Raw genomic sequence first — 23,880 nt, forward strand, 5'->3', positions numbered from 1 at the left:
TTATAGGTTTTGAAGGTTCAACACTCTTTTGACTGCATATACGGCATTCTGTGTAAGTTGCCGTTGCCATGCCTGGTATCTCGGTGACCATTTGAAACCGTATGATTTCAGTTCCTTGCGCCTCTGGTCATCCGGAATACTGTCAAACAGGATTTGCAGGCGGTCTGCCTCATAGTTCCATACCAGCGTTCCGCCTTCAAATTTCAGTTCACGGTTTTCCCGTTCTCTGATTTCCTGAAGTTTCAGTCTGGCCTGGCGTGCCATTTCCGGCAGTTGGAAGAAACGGTTCCGCGGAGTGATAACCGGTTTCTTGCATTGCGCATTGAAGTCTGTAATGAAGTCTACCGCTTTCTGTACGATTTCCACTTCTCCTTTTCCTGCATAGGTGCTTACCTTATTAAGGATACTGCTGACGAACAGGGCACGGCTGTATCCTCTTGCCTTACCTGTATCAATATCATGAATGGTCTGTGCGCTGCTTGCAATGTCACGCTTCAGGCGGTTCCATGCCTCTTCCTGCTTCTGTTCTTCCGGTTTGGCAGCCTCTTTCATCCTTTCCATGGCAGCCTTGAAGCGGTTACGCCAGTCGTGGAATTCATCAAATCTGTTCTGGTATGCATCCAAGGCCTTGTTGTTGCGCTGGCAGTTGAATTTGGCAGGCCCTGTCACCATCGGGCTGGCACATCGTGAGAGACTGCCCAGCAAGGCGGAGAACTTGCTATGGTATGCACTGACATACTCGTTCTGCTTTTCTTCCGGAATCTGTTTCAGATCCTCTACAAGTTGTTTTTCATATTGCATGATGTCTGTTTCCGCCCTTGCTTCAGGTTCGAAGGAACTCCATCTGTATGCGTTGTATGCAGCATCAAGCAGGTCTTCCAGATAGCCGGGATACAGGAATTCCACAGCTTCCCATTTTTCAAATTCAGACGGATGAAGTTCTGTTTCTCCGTCTGCCGCTTCGATTGTGTGTACATAGGAGCCCATTCCCGTACAGCGTTTACGGAAATGAAAAAGGACGGCTTCGTCATCCGTCCCTTGTTCTCTGATTTTCTTCACTCGGTAAGCATTCTTTCTTGTCAACATGATAACCGTCTGTTTTCCGGTCTTGTCCTTCATGAGGCCTGCTACTGTACCTTCACATACCTTCTTTCCAACTTCTTCAGTCATATTCTTTTATTTAAATTAGACATGACCGGCTCCGTGGAGCCAGTATTTCAATTTCTTACTGGCCCGGCTGTTCTTTGCCAATGACCGGTGCAAGGCTTGGCGGAAAAAAAAACCGGAGCGAAGCGAGGATGATTTTTTTCCAGCCAACCAGCCCGACAGGGCCGCCTTGCACAGTCAGTGGCAAAGGGCGATATTTGCTGTAAGAAATGAAATAATGATGTATCTTTTTTAAGAGATAGAATAATATTAATTACTGAAGGTAATTCCTTATTATACTTAGCTATTCATATCATAGTTTTGAATCTTTCTTTTTTAGGTTTTTATAGGAATTTTCAATGGAAAATATTATTTTTGCAGGGAGACATACAAGATGCAATTTATAGCATAATCCTGAATTTGAAAACGGACTTATTCATGGGACTATAAAGTTTTATAGAGAATATTTGATTGATTTTCAGAATATAAAATAAAAGGTTCGACTCCCTGAGGGTGTACGAAGGATGGTTTTAGGGATTTCCCCCTGAAACCATTTTTTTGTTCCCAATTTTTCCTTTATCTGTTTTTAAACATAAAGCATTCTTTTGTGGTTTTACATAAAATCTTTTCCTTTGTATCAGCATAGTTCAGCACAGATAATGCATTGATATGGATAAGAATAGACAATTTGGGAAACAGTCCACGAAGGTAAAGCAACTGTCGGATTTAATCGAACAGGACATCTTGATGGGAAAGTATCGGACGGATACGGGTTTGCCTTCTATCAATGCGTTGAGCAGAACCTACCATGTGTCGCGTGATACGGTATTTAAAGCTTTTGCCGACTTGCGTGAAAGGCGTTTGATTGATTCTACCCCAGGCAAGGGCTATTACGTCATAAACCGGCAAGAGAAAATATTTCTGTTGCTGGATGAGTATTCTCCGTTTAAGAATACCTTATATAATAGTTTTGTCAAGAAGCTTTCAGTTTCGTATAAGGTAGACCTTTGGTTTCATCAGTATAATGAACATATATTTAATACCATCTTGCGGGAAGCCATTGGGAGATATAATTATTATGTAGTCATGAATTTTGACAATGAAAGGTTTTCTCCTTTGTTCGATAAGATTCCTTCTTCCAGACTTTTACTACTCGACTTTGGCAAGTTTGAGAAAGGAAGCCATTCTTACATTTGTCAGAATTTCGATGAGGCATTTTATAAAGCGCTGTCAGAATTGTCCGCACGTTTGAAGCGTTATCGTAAAATCGTGTTCCAGCTTCCTCAAGAATCTAAGCATCCCCATTCTTCCATACAGAGTTTTGAAGCTTATTGCCGTGACAATCATTTTTGGGCGGATGTGATACAAGATGAAGAGATTCCGGAAATAGAAAAGGGGGTTGTATACGTTGTTATCCGGCAAACAGACGTGGTGAACGTCATCAAGCGGAGTAGGGAGAGAAGATTGAAGTGTGGGGTTGATTTTGGATTGATTGCCTATAACGATACGCCCGCTTATGAAGTGATAGATGAGGGAATTACGGCACTTAGCATTAACTGGGAAGAAATGGGGCAGAAGGCAGCTCATTTTATTTTGACAGGTGAAGGCGTACAGGAATTTCTTCCTACGGAAGTGCATCTTCGATGTTCTGTTTGATAAAATGACAGAAATGTTTTTTGTATTGCAACTTCAGCACAGTTCAGTATGGATAAATGAAAAATACAGATAAAAAATAGAAGTTTAACTTTGTAAAGAATCGAAACATGAAAAATTATCCGAAAATTGGGATTCGTCCCACCATCGACGGACGTCAGGGTGGCGTTCGTGAAAGCCTTGAAGAAAAGACTATGAATCTGGCTAAAGCCGTTGCCGAATTGATTTCTTCCAATCTGAGAAACGGTGATGGAAGTCCCGTGGAATGTGTAATTGCAGATTCTACCATCGGGCGAGTAGCTGAAAGTGCAGCTTGTGCCGAAAAATTTGAACGTGAAGGGGTGGGAGCTACTATTACGGTCACTTCCTGCTGGTGTTATGGGGCTGAAACAATGGATATGAATCCTTACTATCCGAAGGCTGTGTGGGGATTCAATGGAACGGAAAGACCGGGAGCGGTGTATCTGGCAGCGGTGTTGGCCGGACATGCACAGAAAGGATTACCGGCATTTGGCATTTACGGTCATGATGTGCAAGATATAGAAGACAACACTATTCCGGCTGATGTAGCCGAAAAGATTCTGCGCTTTGCCCGTGCGGCTCAGGCAGTGGCAACCATGAGAGGAAAGTCCTATCTTTCGATGGGTAGCGTGTCCATGGGAATTGCCGGTTCGATTGTAAATCCGGATTTCTTCCAGGAATATTTGGGTATGCGTTGTGAATCAGTGGATTTGACCGAGATTATCCGCCGTATGACCGAAGGAATTTACGATAAGGAGGAATATGCCAAGGCGATGGCATGGACTGAAAAGTATTGTAAAAAGAATGAAGGAAAGGATTTCAACGTGGAAGCAAAGGTCAAGACACGTGCCGAAAAAGATGCCGACTGGGAGTTTATCGTGAAAATGACGATTATCATGCGCGATTTGATGACTGGAAATTCGAAACTCAAGGAATTGGGATTCAAGGAAGAGGCATTGGGACACAATGCCATTGCAGCCGGTTTCCAGGGCCAGCGCCAGTGGACAGACTTTTATCCCAATGGGGATTTCTCGGAAGCATTGCTGAATACGTCTTTTGATTGGAACGGCATTCGTGAGGCTTACGTGGTAGCAACAGAAAATGATGCTTGCAATGGAGTAGCCATGCTCTTCGGCCATTTGTTGACCAACCGTGCACAGATTTTCTCTGATGTACGTACCTACTGGAGTCCGGAAGCCGTGAAACGTGTGACAGGTAAGGAACTGACCGGACTGGCACAGAATGGCATTATTCATTTGATTAATTCCGGAGCTACCACATTGGATGGTACAGGACAGCAGACCGATGCCAATGGCCATCCGGCGATGAAGCCGTCTTGGGAAATTACGGAAGGCGAAGTGGAAAAATGCCTGGAGGCAACCACTTGGTATCCGGCCAACAGAGACTATTTCCGTGGCGGTGGTTTCTCTTCCAATTTCTTGTCGAAGGGAGGCATGCCTGTCACCATGAGCCGCTTGAACCTGATTAAAGGGCTGGGTCCGGTTCTTCAGATAGCAGAGGGATGGACGGTGGAAATTGATCCGGAAATCCATAAGCTGCTGGATGAGCGTACCGACCGTACATGGCCGACTACTTGGTTCGTACCCCGCCTGTGCGACAAACCGGCTTTCAAGGATGTTTATTCTGTCATGAATAATTGGGGAGCTAATCATGGAGCCATCAGTTACGGACACATTGGTCAGGATTTGATTACGCTGGCTTCTATTCTGCGTATTCCGGTTTGCATGCACAATGTGGAAGATGACAAGATTTTCCGTCCCGCCGCATGGAATGCATTTGGTATGGATAAAGAAGGAGCTGATTACCGGGCATGTCAGAATTACGGTCCTATTTATAAATAACTCATTTAATTTTGCCGGAACGGATGGGAGAACCCGTTTGTTCCGGCTATATATCCATTCTTGATAAGATTATGATTACAAATGAACAGATTGAAGAATTTTTGAAGCAGGCTCATCGGGTAGGTGATGCCGGACTGACCGTGTGCAGCAGTGGTAATCTTTCATGGCGTGTGGGCGATGAAGTGCTGGTGTCTGGCACAGGCTCGTGGGTTCCTTCTCTGACAAAAGATAAAGTGGCAGTTTGCCGGCTGGAAAACGGAGATGTGTTGAATGGAGTAAAACCCTCCATGGAAAGTGTTTTTCATTTGGGAGTGTTGAGAGAGCGTCCCGATGTAAATGTGGTGCTTCATTTCCAGTCACCCTATGCTACTGTGGTGTCGTGCATGGAAAATACCCCCAAAGATTTTAATGTGACAGCAGAAGTGCCTTGCCATGTGGGAGCAGAGATTCCGGTCATTCCGTATTTCCGTCCGGGTTCCAAAGAATTGGCTGAGGCTGTGATTGCAGCCATGAAGTCGCATAATTCCGTATTGCTTCAGAAGCATGGGCAGGTGGTTTGCGGAAAAGACTTTGACCAGGCTTTCGAAAGAGCGATGTTTTTTGAAATGGCGTGCCGTATCATTGTGCTTTCCGGAGGTAAATACAAGACGTTGACAGCGGAAGAGATTGATGACCTCGACACATATATTTTAGGAAAAAAGACGAGATGAAAGAAGCATATTTAGCGATAGATTTTGGAGGAGGTAGCGGCAGAGTAATCGCCGGCTACCTTTCCGGTGACGAACTCCAACTGGATACGGTACATCGTTTTTCCAATCGTCAGGTGCGGATGGGAGGACATATTTATTGGGATTTTCTTTCTTTGTTTGAAGAGATGAAGGTCGGTATCCGTATGGCGGTAGAAAAGGGATATTTTCTGAAAAGTATTGGAATAGATACTTGGGGCGTGGATTTCGGTTTGATTGATGCACAGGGAAATTTACTGGGGAATCCAGTCTGTTATCGCGACAGTCGTACGGAGGGTATGCCCGAGGAGTTTTTTTCGAAGGTGAATGTAGCGGCACATTATGCGGAATCGGGTACACAGGTCATGGCAATCAATACCCTGTTTCAACTATATGCCATGCAAAAGGAAAACAATGCGTTGTTGAAGGTTGCCGACAAATTGTTGTTCATGCCCGATTTGTTCAGCTATTATCTGACAGGAGTCGCCAACAATGAATATAGTATTGCTTCTACTTCCGAACTGCTGGATGCCAAGGCACGCACCTGGAATTTTAAACTGATTCGTGAATTGGGACTTCCGACGCATCTTTTCGGAGAAATTGTCATGCCGGGTACTTCACGCGGATTCCTGAAGCAGGAAATCAAGGAACAGATAGGAATAGACTATGATGTGGAAGTGATAGCGGTGGCTTCGCATGACACCGCTAGTGCAGCCAGTGTGGTTCCTTCGTCTGTGGATGGAAAGAAAGTGGCTTTTTTGAGTTCAGGCACCTGGTCTTTGCTGGGAGTCATGAACCCTGAACCGATTTTGACAGAAGAAGCCCGTCTGGCTGGATTCACCAATGAAGGAGGAAGGGAAGGCCAGATTTGTTTTTTGCAGAACATCACCGGATTGTGGATTCTACAGAAACTGATGCAGGAATGGAAAGACGAGGGAAAGGATGTGGCCTACACTACCTTGTTGCCGGCTGCGGAATGTGCGGAAACCGAGGCGTTGATTGATGTGGATGAGGCAGCTTTCCAGTGTCCGGTGCGTATGGCAGATGCGATTACCGCTTATTGTGTGGCTCAGGGGCAGAAACCACCTGTCACTCAGGGAGAATTTGTGAAATGTGTGCTTCGTTCACTGGCCTTGCGTTATAAAACGGGCTTGGAGGCGCTGAACCGTCTTTTGCCGGAACCCGTCGCAAAACTGTATGTCATAGGTGGAGGAAGCCAGAACAAATACCTGAATCGGCTGACAGAAGAAGCCATTGGAATTCCCGTAATAGAAGGACCGGTCGAGGCCACTGCCATTGGAAATATCATGCAACAAATCAAGTGACAGGATAAAAAATCTACTGTCCTTATTAAAAATCTGATACCATGAATAAAACATCAAATAACCAATCCATATTGAAGAAGGATGGGGTGAATTTCCTGATTCCCTTTATTCTGATTACTTTTTGTTTTGCCTTGTGGGGATTTGCCAATGACATTACCAATCCCATGGTCAAGGCTTTCTCCAAAATATTCAGGATGAGCGTGACCGACGGAACCTTGGTGCAAGTCGCATTTTACGGCGGATACTTTGCCATGGCTTTTCCGGCTGCGATGTTTATCCGCAAGTATTCCTACAAGGCAGGCGTTATGTTGGGCCTGGGACTGTATGCTTTGGGAGCCCTGTCTTTTTTCCCAGCCAAGTTAACCGGAAACTATTATCCCTTTTTGCTGGCCTATTTCATCATGACGTGTGGATTGTCTTTTTTGGAAACCAGCTGCAATCCTTATATTCTGTCGATGGGAACAGAAGAAACTGCTACTCGCCGCCTGAATCTGGCACAGGCATTCAATCCCATAGGTTCTTTGATGGGAATGTTTGTCGCCATGAATTTTATCCAGAACCAGCTCCACCCGCTGGATACTGCCGAGCGTGCCCAGCTCAGCCAAGCCGAATTTGAGGCTATCCGCGATTCGGACTTGAGTATCCTCATCACTCCTTATCTGGCCATTGGTGTGTTGATATTGATTATGCTGCTGGTCATTCGTCTGACAAAGATGCCTAAAAATGCCGACCAGTCTCATTCCATCAACTTTATCCCTACTTTGAAACGCTTGTATGCCGTGAAGCGCTACCGTTATGGGGTGGTGGCGCAGTTCTTTTATGTAGGAGCGCAGATTATGTGCTGGACTTTCATCATTCAGTATGGCACCCGTTTGTTTATGTCGCAAGGTATGGAAGAGCAGGCGGCCGAAGTTTTGTCACAGAAATACAACATTATCGCCATGGTCATTTTCTGTATCAGCCGTTTTGTTTGTACCCTGATGTTGAAATATGTCAATCCGGGCCAACTACTGAAAGTGCTTGCCATTGCAGCTTCCCTGTGTGTGCTTGGTGTGATATTCTTGCAGAACATCTATGGTATGTATTGTCTGGTGGGAGTTTCCGCCTGTATGTCACTGATGTTTCCCACCATCTATGGTATTGCGCTGAAAGGGATGGGCGACGATGCGAAGTTCGGTGCTGCCGGATTGATTATGGCCATCCTCGGAGGTTCGGTGCTGCCTCCTTTGCAGGCTTCACTGATAGATTGCAAGACCTTGTTGGGCATGCCGGCTGTGAATGTGTCGTTCATACTTCCACTGATTTGTTTTCTGGTCATTATTGTCTATGGACACCGGATGCGCCGGGAAAAATAAGAAGACAGGCAAACCCATTTCCCGGATTTTAACGGGAAATGGGTTTGTTATATTTACAAATTTGTTGTAATATTCAATTAAGTTCTTATCTTTGCAGATATTTCACCAACTTATGATGAATGAACTTAAAGACTAACTTGCTATTCATTGCATTGTTGCTGCTTTCCATAGTAGTGCAATGTGTTTTGGGCAATTTCCCGTTTGCCTTTTTCGCTTTTCCGTTGGATGTTCTCCTGGCCTTGCTTTGGATAGGAGGAATGGTATACATGTATAAGGAGAAGCGTTTTTCCCAAGTCGTCAGGTTATGGCTTTCTCCTCAATGTACTTACTGGACTCTGGGCTGGCTTCTGGCCGGCTGCCTGATAATCGGTTTGTTTCCTCAGCTTTCCGTACAGGAAACTGCGGAGAAATCGGGTATCTTTTCCCGCCTGGGATGCTACAATTTCATGTCTTCCTGGATTTTTGTGATGGGTCTGTTCGGATTGCTCACTCATTTGGGAATGATTACTTTGAAGAGGGGATTCCTTCCGGGACGGAACCGATGGCGTTTTGTACTCAACCATGCAGGATTATGGCTGGCTCTTTTTGCCGGATTCATTGGTAGCGCAGAAGAACAGACGCTGCGTATCCCGGTGTTTCGCGATTCACCTAACAATGAAGCTTTTACGGAAAAGGGAACCAAGGTTTTTCTGCCAAAGTCGTTGCAGCTGACCGATTTTACCGTGGAGCATTATCCCAATGGAAGTCCGCGTCATTTTTCTGCGGAGGTATCGGTAGGCGGACAGCCGGTTCACCTGGAGGTAAATCATCCTTATGCGGCAAACTGGGCCGAAGATTATTATCTGACATCTTATGATGTGCAGTCGCCGCAGCCTCAGTATTGCGTGGTCCAGATTGTGCGTGAACCTTTAAAACACCTCATGTGGCTGGGCATCGTGATGATGTTGTGCGGAAGTGCCCTATTGTTTTTGGCTGGTCCCGACAGGCGGAGAATGACTTCAAATTAAGAAACATAGATGACTAGACTTTACTAAAACGAATACTTTGCATACATGATTACGTGGAATAATTTTCATTGGTTTGCCCTTTCGGCCATAATCCTGTGGGGCAGTGGGGCAGGTGTTGCCTTGTTTTCCAAAAAGCGTAACCGGTGGGCTATCCTGCTGACATTGTCGGGCATCCTGGTCTTTGGGGTGTTTATTGCCGGTTTCTGGATATACTTGCAGCGTCCTCCTTTGCGCACCATGGGTGAGACCCGGTTGTGGTATTCCTTTTTTATGGGAGTCTCCGGACTGCTGACCTATATCCGCTGGAAATATCCTTGGATATTGTCCTTTTCTACGGTGGTAGGTGCGGTATTTGCTCTTATCAATATCCTGAAACCCGAAATTCACGACCAGTCTCTCATGCCTGCCTTGCAGAGTCCGTGGTTCATTCCCCATGTCACGATTTACATGTTTTCTTACTCGGTGCTGGGATGTGCCTTTATCTTGTCGTGCATGGGTCTCTATAAGCATCGTGCGAACTATCTTGAAGCAGCCGACAAACTGGTTTATGCAGGGTTGGCCTTTCTGACCGTCGGCATGCTTACAGGGGCTATCTGGGCTAAGGCAGCCTGGGGGCACTATTGGAGCTGGGATCCGAAAGAAACCTGGGCGGCCGTGACGTGGACGGGTTATTTGCTGTATGTACACCTCCGACTGTTCCGTCGGAATGCTTCCCGCATGCTGTACTGGATATTAATTGTTTCTTTTCTGTCGCTTCAGATGTGCTGGTATGGAGTAAACTACCTTCCAGCGGCCCGGCAGAGTGTGCATTTGTATAACCGTTCATAGTCTTATTTATATATACTGGTTGTTTAATTTTAAATTCATTCTTTTATGAAAAAAAGTTCGAAGATTATTCTTTCTGTGCTGGTAGTGGCCATCGTGCTTTGTGTGGTCTACCGGTTGGTGAATAAAGCACCTTCAGCCAGCTTGGAAAGTAATGCGCAAATGGAAGAAATCATTGAAAGTAGTGGCTGTATGGCTTGCCATTCAGCCAATCCGAAATTGCCTTTCTATGCCGGACTCCCGGTAGCAGGCAAACTGGTGAAAGAAGATGTCCGTCTGGGTTATCGTTCTTTTGACATGACTCCGATGGTAGAGGCATTGAAAAAAAGCGACAAAATCAATGAAGTGGATTTGGCCAAAGTGGAGAAAGTGATTGCCGATGGTACCATGCCGTTGGCCAAGTATTATCTTGTCCACTGGGGCTCTTCGCTGACCGATACGGAAACCCAGATGGCGCTCGCTTGGGTCAAATCTCAGCGTGAAGCTTTCTATCCTAATCCGTTGGCTGACAAGCAATGGACAAATGAGACAATCCGTCCGGTGCAGGATTCCGTGCCGGTGGATATGCGTAAGGTGATATTGGGTAACCTGCTGTTCCACGATGTACGTTTGTCGGCCGACAATACCGTGTCATGTTCTTCTTGCCACGGATTGAATACGGGTGGAGTAGACAACAAGTCGTTCTCGGAAGGTGTCGGCGGACAGTTGGGAGGTGTGAACGCACCGACGGTCTACAACGCTCTGTATAATTTTGTGCAGTTCTGGGACGGACGTGCCGTTACATTGGCCGACCAGGCAGCCGGACCTCCGTTGAATCCGGTAGAAATGGCTTGCAAGTCGTTCGATGAAATCTGTGATAAGCTTAAAGCAGATGCGGCATTCAGCAAGGCATTTACGGAAGTATATCCCGACGGCATTAACGAAGCCAACATCACGAATGCCATTCAGGAGTTTGAAAGAACCCTGCTCACGCCGAATTCGCGTTTTGACAAATACCTGAAAGGGGATATGGCAGCGTTGACAGCCGAAGAACTGGCCGGATACGATTTGTTCAAGAAATACAATTGTGCCACTTGTCATGTAGGCGAGAACATGGGTGGACAGTCGTATGAGCTGATGGGCATCAAGCAGGACTATTTCGCCGACCGTGGTACGGAACTGACCGTGGAAGACAACGGCCGTTTCAAGGAAACGAAGAACGAGAGAGACCGTCACCGCTTTAAAGTGCCCGGCTTGCGTAATGTGGCACTGACTGCGCCTTATTTCCATGATGCTACTCAGGCCACATTGGAAGATGCGGTGATAGCCATGGGAAAATATGAGGTAGGTGTGGATTTGTCACAGCAGGAAGTGAAACAGATTGTTGCCTTTCTGCAGACATTGACTGGAGAATATCAGGGCAAGTTGTTGACAAATACGAATGAGGTGAAGAAAACGAAGTAAGACTTATACCTTTATTATCTATCCGAAAGCCGTTTCAGTCGTGAAGATTGGAACGGCTTTTTTTATCTATTTTCTTCTTGATTTATTTGGTTTATAAAATAAACTTATTTATCTTTGTGGTGATAGCAAGAGAGAAGCGCGCCTCCTTGCTTTTATTTATCAGTTTATGGTTTATAAAATAAACTACATTTAATTTGAAACATCTAAAATGAGTGCCTTATGGAAGAAAAGAAATTATCAGAACGGGAAAGTCTGGAACTGATTTCGCAGATGATTCATTCCACACGGAAAAATCTGGAAGTGGGCAGTGGCAACCAGTTTCTTTACTGGGGCTATTTTACCACCGCCCTTTCAGTATTGTTGTTTTTGTTGGTGTACTACACAGGGGATTCCCGCTGGAACTTTGGTTGGTTCACTATGTTTTTGTTCTGGGGCTTCATGCTTTGGGAACAGCGTCGGCAAGTCGCTGAGGTGATTACTTATACAGACCGTGCCATTATGCAGGTCTGGAAAGTGATAGGTAGTCTGTTTGTGCTGACGGTACTTATCATGTGCCTGCTGGCCTTTTATTATGGGAGAGTGGATTTCTCACTGATGCTTCCTCTGTCCTTGCTTTATTGCGGTATCGGGGTTTCCATCACCGGTGTGGTTATCCGCAGCCGTCTGGTGACATGGTGTCCGCTGGTGGCTTTCTGCTTTGCCATCTATATGTTGATGGCCTACACCATCCATCAGTCTTCCACGGTCGACTGGAATCTGTATTTCGGATTGTCGTTTCTGGTGATGATGGTTTTGCCCGGCCATTATCTGAACCGTAAAGCACGTCAGGTATGTTGAAGGAATTAAATCCGTTGCTCCATTCCCAGTTGCGTCTGGCAGTGATGTCCATTCTTTTGTCGGTGGAGGAAGCCGAGTTCGTTTACCTGAAAGAACAGACCCAGGCAACGGCGGGTAATCTCAGTGTTCAGCTCGACAAACTGAATGAGGCCGGCTACATCGAGATTGAGAAGAGTTTTGCGGGCAAGAAACCTCGTACCGTTTGCCGGATGACTGCAAAAGGCAGGGAGGCCATGGCAGAATATGTGGAAGCACTGAGAGGATATTTCCCTGGATTTTGAGGATTTTTGAATACATTGGAGGAGATATGAGTCCTCGTGAAAAACGCAAGTACGTTTGCTCGAAAACGCACTTGCGTTTTGTTTTAAATGCACTTGCGTTTTAAGTAAAACGTACTTGCGTTTTTTTGATGAGTCTTTTTTTGAATTTAGGTCAATTTTTTCTTGTTTCTATGGCTCTGTTTTTTCTCGATGTTTTACTTTTGTAAAGTATTATTGTTTTAAAAAAATATAAGATGAAACTAGACGCTTTTGAACTAATCCTTTTATACAATAACTGATTTGACAAGGCTTTTTAGTGGAGAGGGGTTTGAAAGCCCTCTTTTTTATGTTGTACAACCTAAATGTATCCTGAGATAATAAAAATGTAACATTTTCAGTGGTTATGTAACACGGCATGCAGTTGTTGGTAATGCTAAATAACTTGCATGAGTCAAATAAAAAATATATTTGTGATGTGTTAAATGAACTATAATTGTGTAATCTTAAATGAAATGCGTAATGGATACTAAGGGAAAAGACGGAGGATAACGAAAGTAATGCTATTAGGTAACTCTTTGTAATTTTTTATTTTTAATTATTGGTATAATGAAAAACATAAGACAAAAGTTTCTCGAGAATAATTCTTCCAGGCAGAAGATATTTCTCATGCGAAGCCACATTTTCTTTTTGTTATTTCTATTCTGTAGTGTTTCGTTGATGGCGCAGAATGGTATTCTGGTGAAAGGAAAGGTGCTTGATGCAAACAATGAGCCCTTGATTGGTGCGGCTATTGTATTAAAAGGTAATACAAATGTGGGAACGGTCGCCGACTTGGACGGTAATTTTTCACTTCAAGTCCCCAGTCGGAATTCTGTGCTGACGGTTTCTTATCTGGGAATGACTCCACAAGATGTGAAGGTAAATGGAAAAACCATGATTGTGGTTGTATTGCGCGAGGACAGTGAAGTGCTGGATGAAGTGGTGGTTGTCGGTTATGGACAACAGAAAAAGGCCTCAGTTGTGGGAGCGATTACACAGACATCTTCTAAAGTGTTGGAACGAGCGGGTGGTGTTTCCGATTTGGGTTCTGCATTGACAGGTAACTTGCCAGGTGTTATTACTACGGCTTCTACCGGTATGCCGGGTGAAGAAGATCCGCAGATTGTAATTCGTGGAGCAAGTTCATGGAACAATAGTTCTCCTTTGATTCTGGTGGATGGTATTGAACGTCCGATGTCGGGAATTGATGTCAATTCAGTGGAATCTATTTCCGTATTGAAAGATGCGTCAGCCACAGCAGTGTATGGTGTAAAAGGTGCAAACGGTGTAATCTTGATTACAACAAAGCGTGGTAAGGAAGGTAAGGCTACCATTAATGTGGGTGGTAGTATGGCATTGAAGATGCCTTCCAAATTGCCTAACAAACTGGATTCATACGATGCGTTCCAATTGCGTAATGATGCAGTGGAATATGAATTGGGTTTGACACCCGATTCATGGATGTACATGATGTCGCAGGAACAGATGAATAAGTATCGTAATCCAGCCAATCAGGCAGAAGCGGAACGCTATCCTAATATTGACTGGGCAGACTGGATGTTTAAGGATTATGCATTCTCTGAAAATGCAAACGTCAGTGTGAGTGGTGGTACACGGTTCGTGAAGTATTATGCTGCCATTGACTACCAGCATGAAGGTGACTTGTTCAAGGAATATGATAACGGTCGCGGTTATCAGACAACGTATGGATATAACCGTGTGAACATGCGTAGTAACCTTGACTTCCAGCTGACTAAGACTACCTTATTAAAAACCAATCTTTCCGGTTCTCATGGCGTGAAGCAAGGACCTCGTACGGATTATGAATATAACATCTGGGGAAGTGCCTATACAACTCCTCCTAATGTATTTTATCCCCGTTATGAAGATGGAACTTGGGGATATGACCCGATTAACAATGCCAATAACTCTGTAGCCGGACTGGCTTTGGCTGGGCAGAATACACGTACTACCACCCGTCTGACAACAGACTTCACACTGGAGCAGAAACTGGATTTCATCGTAAAAGGTTTGAGTGCCAAGGCTTCTATCTCCTGGGATAACGTTTTCTATGAACAGAACCGTGGTGTAAGTTCAACAGATCAGGCTTTGTATAAATATATTAATCCGGAAACAGGAGCTGTCAGCTATAACCCCAGTCAGGGTAGTCATAATTTTGATTTCCATGAACAAATCAACTGGGTAGCTGAAGGAGGTGCCATCGATGATAATGCTACGGAACGCCATCTCTATTATTCAGCTCAGATTGATTATAATAATACATTTGGTAAACACACGGTAGGTGCCATGGGATTGTTCAGCCGCCAGGAACGTGCGAGAGGTAGTATTGTTCCGAACTATCGCGAAGACTGGGCTTTCCGTGTGACTTATAACTATGCCAACAAGTACTTCTTGGAATATAATGGTGCGTATAATGGTTCTGATAAGTTCAGTGCTGATAACCGTTTCGTATTCTTCAACTCTGGTGCTATTGGTTGGATGATTAGTGAAGAAAAATTCATGAAGAAAATCAAGTTCCTTGATATGTTGAAGCTGAGAGCTTCTTACGGTGAAATCGGTAATGACGTAATCGGTAGCGAATGGGATACTACTCGCCGCTGGTTGTATATGGATCAGTGGGAAACTGGAGGCAATATTGCGACCGGTTTGTATAATGTGGCCAGCCCTTACACTTTCTATCGCCAGAAAACGGTAGGTAATACGGATATTCACTGGGAAGTGGTTCGTAAGTTCAATTTTGGTATCGATTATTCATTCTTGGGAGGTTTGTTTGCCGGTAATGTGGAAATCTTTAGAGACAGACGTTCCGACATTCTTATCAGCGGTTCCGATCGTGCCATGCCTTCTTACTTCGGCGGTATTGTCAGTGCACCTTGGGTAAACTTGGGTAAGGTTAAGAATCGCGGTTATGAGTTGGAACTTCGTTTCAACAAGACTTTGAGAAACAGCTTGCATTTGTGGGCCAACATGAACATGACGCATGCGGTCAATGAGGTGATTGAAGCTGACGATCCTGAACTGCTTCCTGATTATCAGAAAGATGCAGGAAAGGCCATCGGCCAGACCCATACTTATGTAGACCATGGTTACACACAGACTATGGATGACGTATATGGAAGTACGGCTTTTGAATCAAACGATGACCAGAAATTGCCTGGTACTTACTATATTCTCGATTACAACGGTGATGGTGTGATTAACTCTTACGACCAGATTCCTTATGGATATTCAGGTAGTCCTCAGAACACATACAGTGCTTCTCTCGGATTCGATTATAAGGGATGGAGTTTCTTCATCCAGTTCTACGGAGTGAATAATGTAACCCGTCAGGTAGTGTTCTCTACATTCGGTCAGAAACAGTTGATTGCCTACGATGAAGGTTCACGTTGGAGTAAGTATAACGCAAATCCGGATGTGCCGATGCCTCGTTTTGGCTCTACCACCAATAGTTATTATGATGCCGCCCGTTACTTCTATGACGGTTCATATATTCGTTTGAAGAATGTTGAGTTGTCTTATACCTTTACTAGCGGCTGGATTAAGAGTTTGGGACTTTCTAATTTGAAACTATATGTTAATGGTAATAACCTTTGGGTATGGACTCGTATGCCTGATGACCGTGAATCAAACTTTGCAGGTACCGGTTGGGCTTCACAAGGTGCTTATCCTACGGTGAAACGTATTAACTTCGGTTTAAAATTCACATTATAAAATGATAAGTCAAATGAAAAGAAAATATATACGTACATTATTCTATGGCGGACTTCTTTCACTGTGCTGCGTAGGAATGAGCTCTTGTGAGGATTATCTTGACAAGGCCCCCGAAAGTAGTGTGAATCCAGAGGACGCATTCAAGAATTTCCGAAATTTCCAGGGATTCACGGAGGAATTGTATTATTGTATTCCTGATTTCGCCCATGGTTATTGGAACAACTCATTCAACTGGGGAGAAGATGAACTTATCTCCTTTAGTATTGATTATCACATGGGATATAAGATTGACATGGGAGACTTCTGGGGATGGCAGTCAAGCTATGATGGCTGGCAGTGTGGCTGGATGGACCGCAGCAATACGGTAGCTAATTCTACCGACCGTTTCCAGAAATCCTTGTGGCCTTTGGCATGGTATGGAATTCGTAAATGCAATCTGGGCATTGAAAATATAGATAAAATGGTGGAAGGTACGGAGGAACAGCGTGACCTGATTTTGGGACAGCTTTATTTCTTCCGCGGATGGTTCCATTTTGAACTGATGCAATATTTTGGCGGTTTGCCTTATATTGATTCAGTGCCTTCTTCTACCGAACCGCTGCGCAATCCGCGTTTGAGTTATCAGGAATGTGCCGATCGGGCTGCGGAAGATTTTCGTCGTGCGGCAGACTTGTTACCTATAAACTGGGATGATACCACTACAGGTAAAGCCACGTTCGGAAATAACCAGCAGCGCATCAATAAGATTATGGCTTTGGGTTATTTGGGTAAGAATTATTTGTGGGCCGGCAGTCCGCTGATGAATTATGAATCTCAGGGCAGTAAAACGTACAATGCGGATTATTGCAAGAAAGCGGCAGATGCATTTGCTGAATTGTTGACTTTGGTTGAAGGTGGTCAGACTCAATATGCTTTGGTTGATTTTGAACATTATACGGATATTTTCTATTCATTTAAACAGAATAGCAAGAATCCGGGTTCTACTGAGGCTATTTTCCAGACACCCATGTATGACTGGTGGATGGGTTCCGGATGGTGTCTGGGTCCACAATATGTTCCTTCTATCCTGGCCAACGAAACCAATGGGGTCGTATTTTCACCCACAGCCAACTATGTGAACTATTACGGTATGGCCAATGGACTTCCGTTGAATGACTCGGATTCTGGTTTTGATAAAGAGCATCCTTGGAAAGGCCGTGACCCACGTTTCTATGCTGACATTACTTATGATGGCTTGCAGGTCATTGAGAATACGGCCAAGTTCAGCGCAGACCAGCGTGAAAAGCAGATTCAGTATGCCAATCTTTATACAGGCGGTAATTATCGTGACGTCAAGAATGAAAGTCGTACGGGATATTTGTTGCACAAGTTCACTCCGCTTGTAGTGAATGGTTTTGACGAAGGTCTGCGTGATTACGGTGATGCCTTGACCATTCAGGTAAGTTGGATGCGTTTGTCCGATATATATCTGATGTATGCCGAATCTGTTGCGAATGGATATGGAAGTCCGACATCCAAGGCTGGACAGTGCCAGTTGACCGCACTTGATGCAGTGAATAAAATCCGTGAACGTGCAGGGGTAGATGATATGGCAAGTAAATATGCCGGCACTTTAAGTGGGTTCATGAGTGAGCTGCGACGTGAGCGTGCCGTAGAATTGGCATACGAAGGACATCGTTTCAATGACTTGCGCCGCTGGTTGCTGTTGACAGAGTATCCTTATACTATCAAGACTTCACAGGAATTTGACCGCGTGGAATTGAACAAGGAAGATCCTACTCAGAGCCGTGTCGCCAATTTCAGAGAAGAAGTTATTGTAACCCGTAATTTCTCTGAGAAACATTACTGGTTACCTTTAAAGGTTTCAGATGTGAATATCTACCCGGAATTTACTCAGAATCCCGGTTGGTAATGTTCTTGAGAATTTTGAATGCTATAATTAAAAAGGAATTAAAATGAAAAACATACGAATAAAGTCTGTTTTATGTATAGCACTTGCAACTCCTTCATTGTATGTCGGTGCTCAGAATTTGCCGTCAGATTTGCGGGGTGCCGGTTCTGATTCACTGTCGGTTGCTGAAGAGGAGTTAGTACAAGTAGCATATAGAAAGGTCAATAAGAACGATCTTTTAGGAGGAGTTTCTTCTGTGAACGTAGAAGAACTCATGAAGAAGGATTATTTTACCTACAGTCTGGATGGCATGGAAAACATGGTCAGCGGCTGGAATGGAAGTAGCTTATGGGGAATGGATTCCTATTTGGTGTTGGTGGATGGAGTGCCACGCGATGCAAATAACGTGATGCCTTCCGAAATCAAGGATATCACTTTCATGAAAGGTGCTTCGGCTGTTGTTCTTTATGGTAGTCGTGCGGCTAAGGGAGTCATATACATTACGACCAAACGTGGACAAATTGGTGATACTCGCATTGACGTACGCGGTAATACGGGTTTCTTCGTGCCGAAAAGCTATCCGAAGTATCTGGGATCGGCCGAATACATGACTCTTTATAATGAAGCTCGTGTGAATGATGGTATGGACCCATTGTACAGTGAGGCGGACATTTATAATTATGGTTCTGGAAGCAATCCTTATCGTTATCCGGATGTGAATCTTTATTCAGACGATTATCTGAAGAAAGCTTACAACCAGTCGGATGTGACGGCTGAAATCTCAGGAGGTTCCGAAAGAGCACGTTTTTATACCAATATCAATTTGTATAATACGGGGTCTCTGTTGAAAGTCGGCAATGCGAAAGATGACCGTACTACCCGCTTTAGTGTACGAGGTAATATTGATGTCAATCTAGGACAGTATGTAAAAACCTATGTGAATGCCAATGCTACTTTCTATGATGGACGTAGTGCACGAGGCGATTTCTGGGGAGCAGCTGCTTCGTTGAGACCGAACCGTATTTCTCCGCTGATTCCAGTCGATTATATTATGCAGAATAATACGGATGCTTGGAATCTGGTGAATAACAGCCGTTACCTGATTGACGGAAAATATTTGCTGGGAGGTACGCAGGTGGATCAGACCAATGAAATTGCAAACCTTTATGCGGCAGGTGTCAATACTTATACAAGCCGTCAGTATCAGTTTGATATGGGAGTGGATGTAGACCTTTCCATGCTTTTGAAGGGACTTTCATTCCAGACACGTTTTGCCATTGATTATTCCACAACTTACAATCGTTATTACAGTGATACTTATGCCACTTTCGAACCTCAGTGGTCTAATGTCAATGGTGAGGATTTGATTGTTGGCTTGACGAAATATGGCGACGATGTGCACGATGGAATCCAGCATATTGCCGATAGCTGGAACCGTCAGACGATGGCTTTTTCTGCCCAGCTGAACTATAATAACAAATTTGCAGACGACCATACAGTTTCTGCCATGTTGGTTGCTGCGGGTTATCAGCAGGGAGAAAGCGCAGTCTACCATAAAACAAGTAATGTGAACTTAGGTTTGCAGGTAGATTATGATTATCTGAGCAAATATTATCTGAGTTTTGGAGGGGCTTTGATTCATTCAGCCCGTCTTCCGGAAAACAATCGTAACGCGTTCTCACCATCTCTTACTTTGGGTTGGCGCTTGAGTAAGGAAAACTTCCTTGCGGATTCTTCCGTATTGGATGATTTGATGCTGAGTGTGTCAGGTTCTGTATTGAACACTGATTTAGGCATTGACGATTATTATATGTATGAGAGTACTTATGACCAGGCTAATGGTGCTTGGTGGGGGTGGGCCGATGGTAACCAAAGTCATGCCACTGAATCTAGACGTGGTAACAATCCGGACCTTTCTTTCATCAAACGTAAAGAAATCAGCGTGGGATTGCGTGGCTCATTATGGAATAAGCTGCTGACATTCGATGCTTCCTTCTTCAAGAACAGCCTCGAAGGGATGTTGGTACAGCCTTCCAATAGTTTCCCGAACTATTTCGTATCCTATTGGCCGGAAAGTTCATTGCTTCCTTATTTGAATTACAACAACAGCACTCGTACCGGCTTTGATGTAGCCTTGAACTTCAATAAGAAAATGGGTGAGGTCGATTTTAATCTGGGTGTAAATGCGACTTATTATACCAATGAGAATACGAAGGTAGACGAATTGTATGAAGATCAATATCGTTACCGTAAGGGTAAACCTACTGATGGCATGTGGGGATTGCAGGCCGAAGGTTTCTATAATAGTGAGGAAGAAATCCAGAATTCAGGAATTACCTCTTCTTTCGGCGAATTGAAACCGGGTGATTTGAAGTATGTCGATCAGAACGGTGATAAGATTATCGATGAAAAGGATGAGGTTTATTTGGGCGAACGTTATGGCTGGCAGGGTACTCCGCTGACAGTGGGTTTAAATTTGACCTTGAAATGGAAGAACTTTACTTTGTTTGCACTTGGTACGGGTTACTGGGGTGCATCGGCTTTCATGAGCAGTGACTATTATTGGGTATTTGGCGATAAAAAATATTCGGAAGTTGTTCGGGGCCGTTGGACGCCTGAAACGGCTGAAACGGCTACTTATCCGCGCTTGACTACCCAGACCGATAACCATAATTATCGTAATTCAGACTTCTGGATGTATAAGACCGATCGTTTCAATTTGTCTCGTTTGCAGTTGACTTACGACTTGCCGCAGCAGTGGTTAGGCAATTCATTTGTACGTAGTTTTTCTGTATATGCGTATGCGAGCAATTTGTTGACAATCTCAAAAGAGCGTGAAAAGTTGGAACTGAATACAGGAGCGGCTCCTCAGACCCGTTTCTACAACATCGGTTTCAAGATAGGTTTCTAAATTGATATAATTAAAGTAGATTCTTATGAAAAAAATATTGACAGTTTGTGTCGCGGCTTTTTTGCTGGTGGGATGCGATGATTTGTTTACACCGGCCATAGAGAATAATAAGCAGCTTTCGGATGGGCTTAATGATCCTTTGTATGCAGAAGGAGTTTTGGCCAATGCTTATACCCGCAATCCATATAACTCACAGTCATTTAATGATGTGGCAACCGATGATGCGGTAACTAACCAGACCAGTAACACCTATCTGAAGATGGCTACCGGTTCCTGGACTTCCAATAATAATCCCATGGATCAATGGGGGTCGTGTAAAGCGGCTATTCATTATATCAATTTGTTCCTGACACAGGTTGATCAGGTTTCATGGGTAAATGATCCGGTTGTAAATATGATGTTTTGTGACCGTCTGAAAGGAGAAGCATACGGGTTGCGTGCGATGTTTAATTTCTATATGTTGCAAGCACATGCCGGTTATACGGCTGATGGTCGTCTGATGGGCGTTCCAATTGTGGAAGAAGTGGAAGATGAGACTTCTGATTTCAACTATCCACGTAATACATTTGATGAATGTATTCAGGCAATTTATGATGATGTGCAGAGAGCAGAGGATTTGTTGCCGCTTGATTATGAGAATATCTCTTCAGATGCTCAGGTCCCGGAAATCTACCGTTCAGAAGGTGCCAACTTCAGTCAGTATAACATTGTGTTCGGTAATAATTTCCGTACTCGTATGAGTGGACGTATTGCCTTGGCATTCCGTGCCAAGGCCGCACTTCTGGCAGCGAGTCCGGCTTTTGCCGATGGAAGCAAGGTTACTTGGGCAGAAGCTGCCGATTATAACGGTGAGATTTTGGACTTGATAGGAGGCATCTCTGGTTTGGCTGCCAATGGCAACACATGGTATAAAAATGCCGATGAAATCAATAACCTGACCGGAGGCTCCAATCCGCCGGAAATGTTATGGCGAAACGGTAAGGATGCTACAGCCTATTCTTTGGAACAGGCACAGTTCCCGCCCAGCCTTTATGGTAGCGGCCAGATTAATCCGACTCAGAATCTGGTAGATGCTTTCCCGATGGCGAATGGTTATCCTATCAGCAGTACTGAAGCTGGATATGATGCACAGAATCCTTATGCAAACCGTGATCCACGTTTGAACCTTTATATTGTGGTGAATGGAACGACAATGGGGACTGATGGTAAGACGATTGACACAAGTGCAGATAATACCGCCAACAACGATGGCTTGAATCGTGAGAATGGCTATTCAACTCGTACTGGCTATTACATGCGTAAACATTTGCGTGAAGATGTGTACTTGAGTTCTACTACTACCACTGGCCAGCCGCATTATAGTCCTCGTATCCGTTATACGGAGATTTATCTGAATTATGCAGAAGCTGCCAATGAGGCTTGGGGACCTACAGGAACGGGAAAACATGGATATTCTGCGTATGACGTCATCAAGGCGATTCGTCAGCGTGCCGGTATCAAAGATGAAAATGGAAATGACCCTTATCTGGAAAGCATTAAGAACGATCAGGTTAAGATGCGTGATTTGATTCGGAATGAGCGCCGTTTGGAGCTGTGCTTTGAAGGTTTCCGTTTCTGGGATTTGCGCCGTTGGAATATGAGTTTGAATGAACCTGCAAAAGGTGTACGTATTAGCGGAGGTACTTATCAGGTATTTGATGTGGAAAGTCGTACATATAATGATTTCATGCGGTTCGGCCCGATACCTTATAGTGAGGTGATAAAATTTGATGCTTTGGAGCAGAATGTGGGTTGGAAATGATTTATGTTGAATAACTTTAATGACTGAAAAAATGAAAAAACTATTTTATTTGTTTTCATTGATTACGCTGATTGCTTTTTCTTCTTGTAAGAACCAGGATTGGTCTTTCCCGGATTATGGAACAACAACTGTATATTTTGCGTACCAGTATCCGGTAAGAACACTTGTGTTGGGTAATGATGAGACATTTGACAATACCAGAGACAACCAGCATAAATGCCTTATTAAAGCGACAATGGGTGGTGTGTATGAAAACAACATTACCCCTATAGTCGATATCAATGTGGTGAATTCATTGTGTGATAACTTGACTTTCTCCACTGGAGGTAAAGTGGAACCGATGCCTTCCGATTATTATAAATTATCTTCGGATCAGATTGTCATTCCGCAAGGTGAGATTAGTGCCGGTGTGGAAGTTCAGCTGACGGATGCTTTCTTTGCAGACCCTAAATCAATCGAGACTACTTATGTGATTCCTCTGGTGATGTCGAATGTACAGAATGCAGATTCCATTCTTTCCGGATCTCCGATGGTAGAGAATCCTGTCCGTTGCAATAAAAATGACTGGAATGTACTGCCTAAAGATTATATTCTGTATGCGGTGAAATATGTCAATCCATGGGATGCGGTATATTTGCGTCGCGGAGTGGATCAGGTTTCTCAGGCTGGTGCTACAAATACGGTGGTTCGTCATGCTGGTTATGTGGAAGATGATGAGGTCTGTGAATTGACAACGCGTTCCTTGAAAGAAGCAAACTTTGCCTTGTCACTTAATAATCAAGATTGTAACTTGATTCTTTCTTTTAATGACAACAATGAATGTACAATCTCGACAGATACTCAGGGATGTACGGTTTCCGGTTCTGGAAAATACGTAGAAAAAGGCGAAAAGAATTCTTTTAATAACAAGGATCGTGATGTGTTGTATCTGGATTATGTGGTAGATTTGGGTTCGGTAACTTATGCTACGAAGGATACATTGGTTATGCGTGACCGTCAGGTAAAACCTGAATGGTTTGAAGTGACCTATAATAATTAACCTTAAAA

General features: G+C 44.1%; 16 protein-coding genes. 15 read left to right on the forward strand and 1 reads right to left on the reverse strand.

The window, feature by feature from the left end; translation table 11 throughout:
* Positions 1-1,170, reverse strand: a complete 1,170-nt coding sequence (locus tag OIM59_RS03025; RefSeq protein WP_303894962.1) for a hypothetical protein — start codon at positions 1,168-1,170, stop codon at positions 1-3.
* 645 nt (positions 1,171-1,815) lie between these two features.
* On the opposite strand from OIM59_RS03025, the gene OIM59_RS03030 reads away from it, so the two are divergent.
* The 15 genes from OIM59_RS03030 to OIM59_RS03100 all read left to right on the forward strand — a co-directional run bounded on the left by OIM59_RS03030 (position 1,816) and on the right by OIM59_RS03100 (position 23,872).
* Entirely contained in the window at positions 1,816-2,802 is a 987-nt protein-coding gene (locus OIM59_RS03030) for a GntR family transcriptional regulator (RefSeq protein ID WP_299173977.1), read from the forward strand.
* A gap of 107 nt (positions 2,803-2,909) precedes the next feature.
* Complete coding sequence (gene fucI / locus OIM59_RS03035) at positions 2,910-4,682, forward strand: L-fucose isomerase (RefSeq protein ID WP_299173974.1); 1,773 nt, start codon at positions 2,910-2,912, stop codon at positions 4,680-4,682.
* Between the two features lie 71 nt (positions 4,683-4,753).
* Positions 4,754-5,392 (forward strand): class II aldolase/adducin family protein, encoded by a 639-nt coding sequence (locus OIM59_RS03040; protein ID WP_299173971.1) that lies wholly within the window; start codon positions 4,754-4,756, stop codon positions 5,390-5,392.
* Entirely contained in the window at positions 5,389-6,732 is a 1,344-nt protein-coding gene (locus OIM59_RS03045; RefSeq protein WP_299173968.1) for a rhamnulokinase family protein, read from the forward strand. The genes OIM59_RS03040 and OIM59_RS03045 overlap by 4 nt, the downstream gene beginning before the upstream one ends.
* Before the next feature lie 41 nt (positions 6,733-6,773).
* Positions 6,774-8,087: an L-fucose:H+ symporter permease gene (gene fucP, locus OIM59_RS03050; RefSeq protein WP_299173966.1), complete on the forward strand. Its 1,314-nt coding sequence runs from the start codon at positions 6,774-6,776 to the stop codon at positions 8,085-8,087.
* Positions 8,088-8,206: 119 nt separating this feature from the next.
* Positions 8,207-9,094, forward strand: a complete 888-nt coding sequence (locus tag OIM59_RS03055) for a cytochrome c biogenesis protein ResB (RefSeq protein ID WP_299173963.1) — start codon at positions 8,207-8,209, stop codon at positions 9,092-9,094.
* Between the two features lie 45 nt (positions 9,095-9,139).
* Complete coding sequence (locus OIM59_RS03060; protein WP_299173960.1) at positions 9,140-9,922, forward strand: cytochrome c biogenesis protein; 783 nt, start codon at positions 9,140-9,142, stop codon at positions 9,920-9,922.
* Between the two features lie 45 nt (positions 9,923-9,967).
* Entirely contained in the window at positions 9,968-11,362 is a 1,395-nt protein-coding gene (locus OIM59_RS03065; protein ID WP_299173957.1) for a cytochrome-c peroxidase, read from the forward strand.
* 219 nt (positions 11,363-11,581) lie between these two features.
* Entirely contained in the window at positions 11,582-12,199 is a 618-nt protein-coding gene (locus OIM59_RS03070) for a hypothetical protein (protein ID WP_299173954.1), read from the forward strand.
* Positions 12,193-12,480: a transcriptional regulator gene (locus OIM59_RS03075; protein WP_148329906.1), complete on the forward strand. Its 288-nt coding sequence runs from the start codon at positions 12,193-12,195 to the stop codon at positions 12,478-12,480. The genes OIM59_RS03070 and OIM59_RS03075 overlap by 7 nt, the downstream gene beginning before the upstream one ends.
* A 645-nt stretch (positions 12,481-13,125) precedes the next feature.
* A complete protein-coding gene (locus tag OIM59_RS03080; RefSeq protein WP_303894974.1) occupies positions 13,126-16,230 on the forward strand; it encodes a TonB-dependent receptor in 3,105 nt (1,034 codons plus the stop codon).
* Positions 16,231-16,243: 13 nt separating this feature from the next.
* A complete protein-coding gene (locus tag OIM59_RS03085; protein ID WP_299173947.1) occupies positions 16,244-18,142 on the forward strand; it encodes a RagB/SusD family nutrient uptake outer membrane protein in 1,899 nt (632 codons plus the stop codon).
* Positions 18,143-18,185: 43 nt separating this feature from the next.
* Positions 18,186-21,032 (forward strand): SusC/RagA family TonB-linked outer membrane protein, encoded by a 2,847-nt coding sequence (locus tag OIM59_RS03090; RefSeq protein WP_299173945.1) that lies wholly within the window; start codon positions 18,186-18,188, stop codon positions 21,030-21,032.
* A gap of 25 nt (positions 21,033-21,057) precedes the next feature.
* Positions 21,058-22,833: a RagB/SusD family nutrient uptake outer membrane protein gene (locus OIM59_RS03095; RefSeq protein ID WP_299173943.1), complete on the forward strand. Its 1,776-nt coding sequence runs from the start codon at positions 21,058-21,060 to the stop codon at positions 22,831-22,833.
* A gap of 31 nt (positions 22,834-22,864) precedes the next feature.
* Entirely contained in the window at positions 22,865-23,872 is a 1,008-nt protein-coding gene (locus OIM59_RS03100) for a DUF5627 domain-containing protein (RefSeq protein ID WP_210436321.1), read from the forward strand.
* Positions 23,873-23,880: the final 8 nt, after the last annotated feature.

This window comes from Bacteroides mediterraneensis (assembly GCF_025993685.1).
Lineage (GTDB): Bacteria > Bacteroidota > Bacteroidia > Bacteroidales > Bacteroidaceae > Phocaeicola > Phocaeicola mediterraneensis_A.

Excerpts from the sequence above, each read along its gene's own strand:
- OIM59_RS03025 (WP_303894962.1), bottom strand. The coding sequence starts at position 1,170 with ATGACTGAAGAAGTTGGAAAGAAGGTATGTGAAGGTACAGTAGCAGGC.
- OIM59_RS03030 (WP_299173977.1), top strand. The coding sequence starts at position 1,816 with ATGGATAAGAATAGACAATTTGGGAAACAGTCCACGAAGGTAAAGCAA.
- fucI (WP_299173974.1), top strand. The coding sequence starts at position 2,910 with ATGAAAAATTATCCGAAAATTGGGATTCGTCCCACCATCGACGGACGT.
- OIM59_RS03040 (WP_299173971.1), top strand. The coding sequence starts at position 4,754 with ATGATTACAAATGAACAGATTGAAGAATTTTTGAAGCAGGCTCATCGG.
- OIM59_RS03045 (WP_299173968.1), top strand. The coding sequence starts at position 5,389 with ATGAAAGAAGCATATTTAGCGATAGATTTTGGAGGAGGTAGCGGCAGA.
- fucP (WP_299173966.1), top strand. The coding sequence starts at position 6,774 with ATGAATAAAACATCAAATAACCAATCCATATTGAAGAAGGATGGGGTG.
- OIM59_RS03055 (WP_299173963.1), top strand. The coding sequence starts at position 8,207 with ATGAACTTAAAGACTAACTTGCTATTCATTGCATTGTTGCTGCTTTCC.
- OIM59_RS03060 (WP_299173960.1), top strand. The coding sequence starts at position 9,140 with ATGATTACGTGGAATAATTTTCATTGGTTTGCCCTTTCGGCCATAATC.
- OIM59_RS03065 (WP_299173957.1), top strand. The coding sequence starts at position 9,968 with ATGAAAAAAAGTTCGAAGATTATTCTTTCTGTGCTGGTAGTGGCCATC.
- OIM59_RS03070 (WP_299173954.1), top strand. The coding sequence starts at position 11,582 with ATGGAAGAAAAGAAATTATCAGAACGGGAAAGTCTGGAACTGATTTCG.
- OIM59_RS03075 (WP_148329906.1), top strand. The coding sequence starts at position 12,193 with ATGTTGAAGGAATTAAATCCGTTGCTCCATTCCCAGTTGCGTCTGGCA.
- OIM59_RS03080 (WP_303894974.1), top strand. The coding sequence starts at position 13,126 with ATGCGAAGCCACATTTTCTTTTTGTTATTTCTATTCTGTAGTGTTTCG.
- OIM59_RS03085 (WP_299173947.1), top strand. The coding sequence starts at position 16,244 with ATGAAAAGAAAATATATACGTACATTATTCTATGGCGGACTTCTTTCA.
- OIM59_RS03090 (WP_299173945.1), top strand. The coding sequence starts at position 18,186 with ATGAAAAACATACGAATAAAGTCTGTTTTATGTATAGCACTTGCAACT.
- OIM59_RS03095 (WP_299173943.1), top strand. The coding sequence starts at position 21,058 with ATGAAAAAAATATTGACAGTTTGTGTCGCGGCTTTTTTGCTGGTGGGA.
- OIM59_RS03100 (WP_210436321.1), top strand. The coding sequence starts at position 22,865 with ATGAAAAAACTATTTTATTTGTTTTCATTGATTACGCTGATTGCTTTT.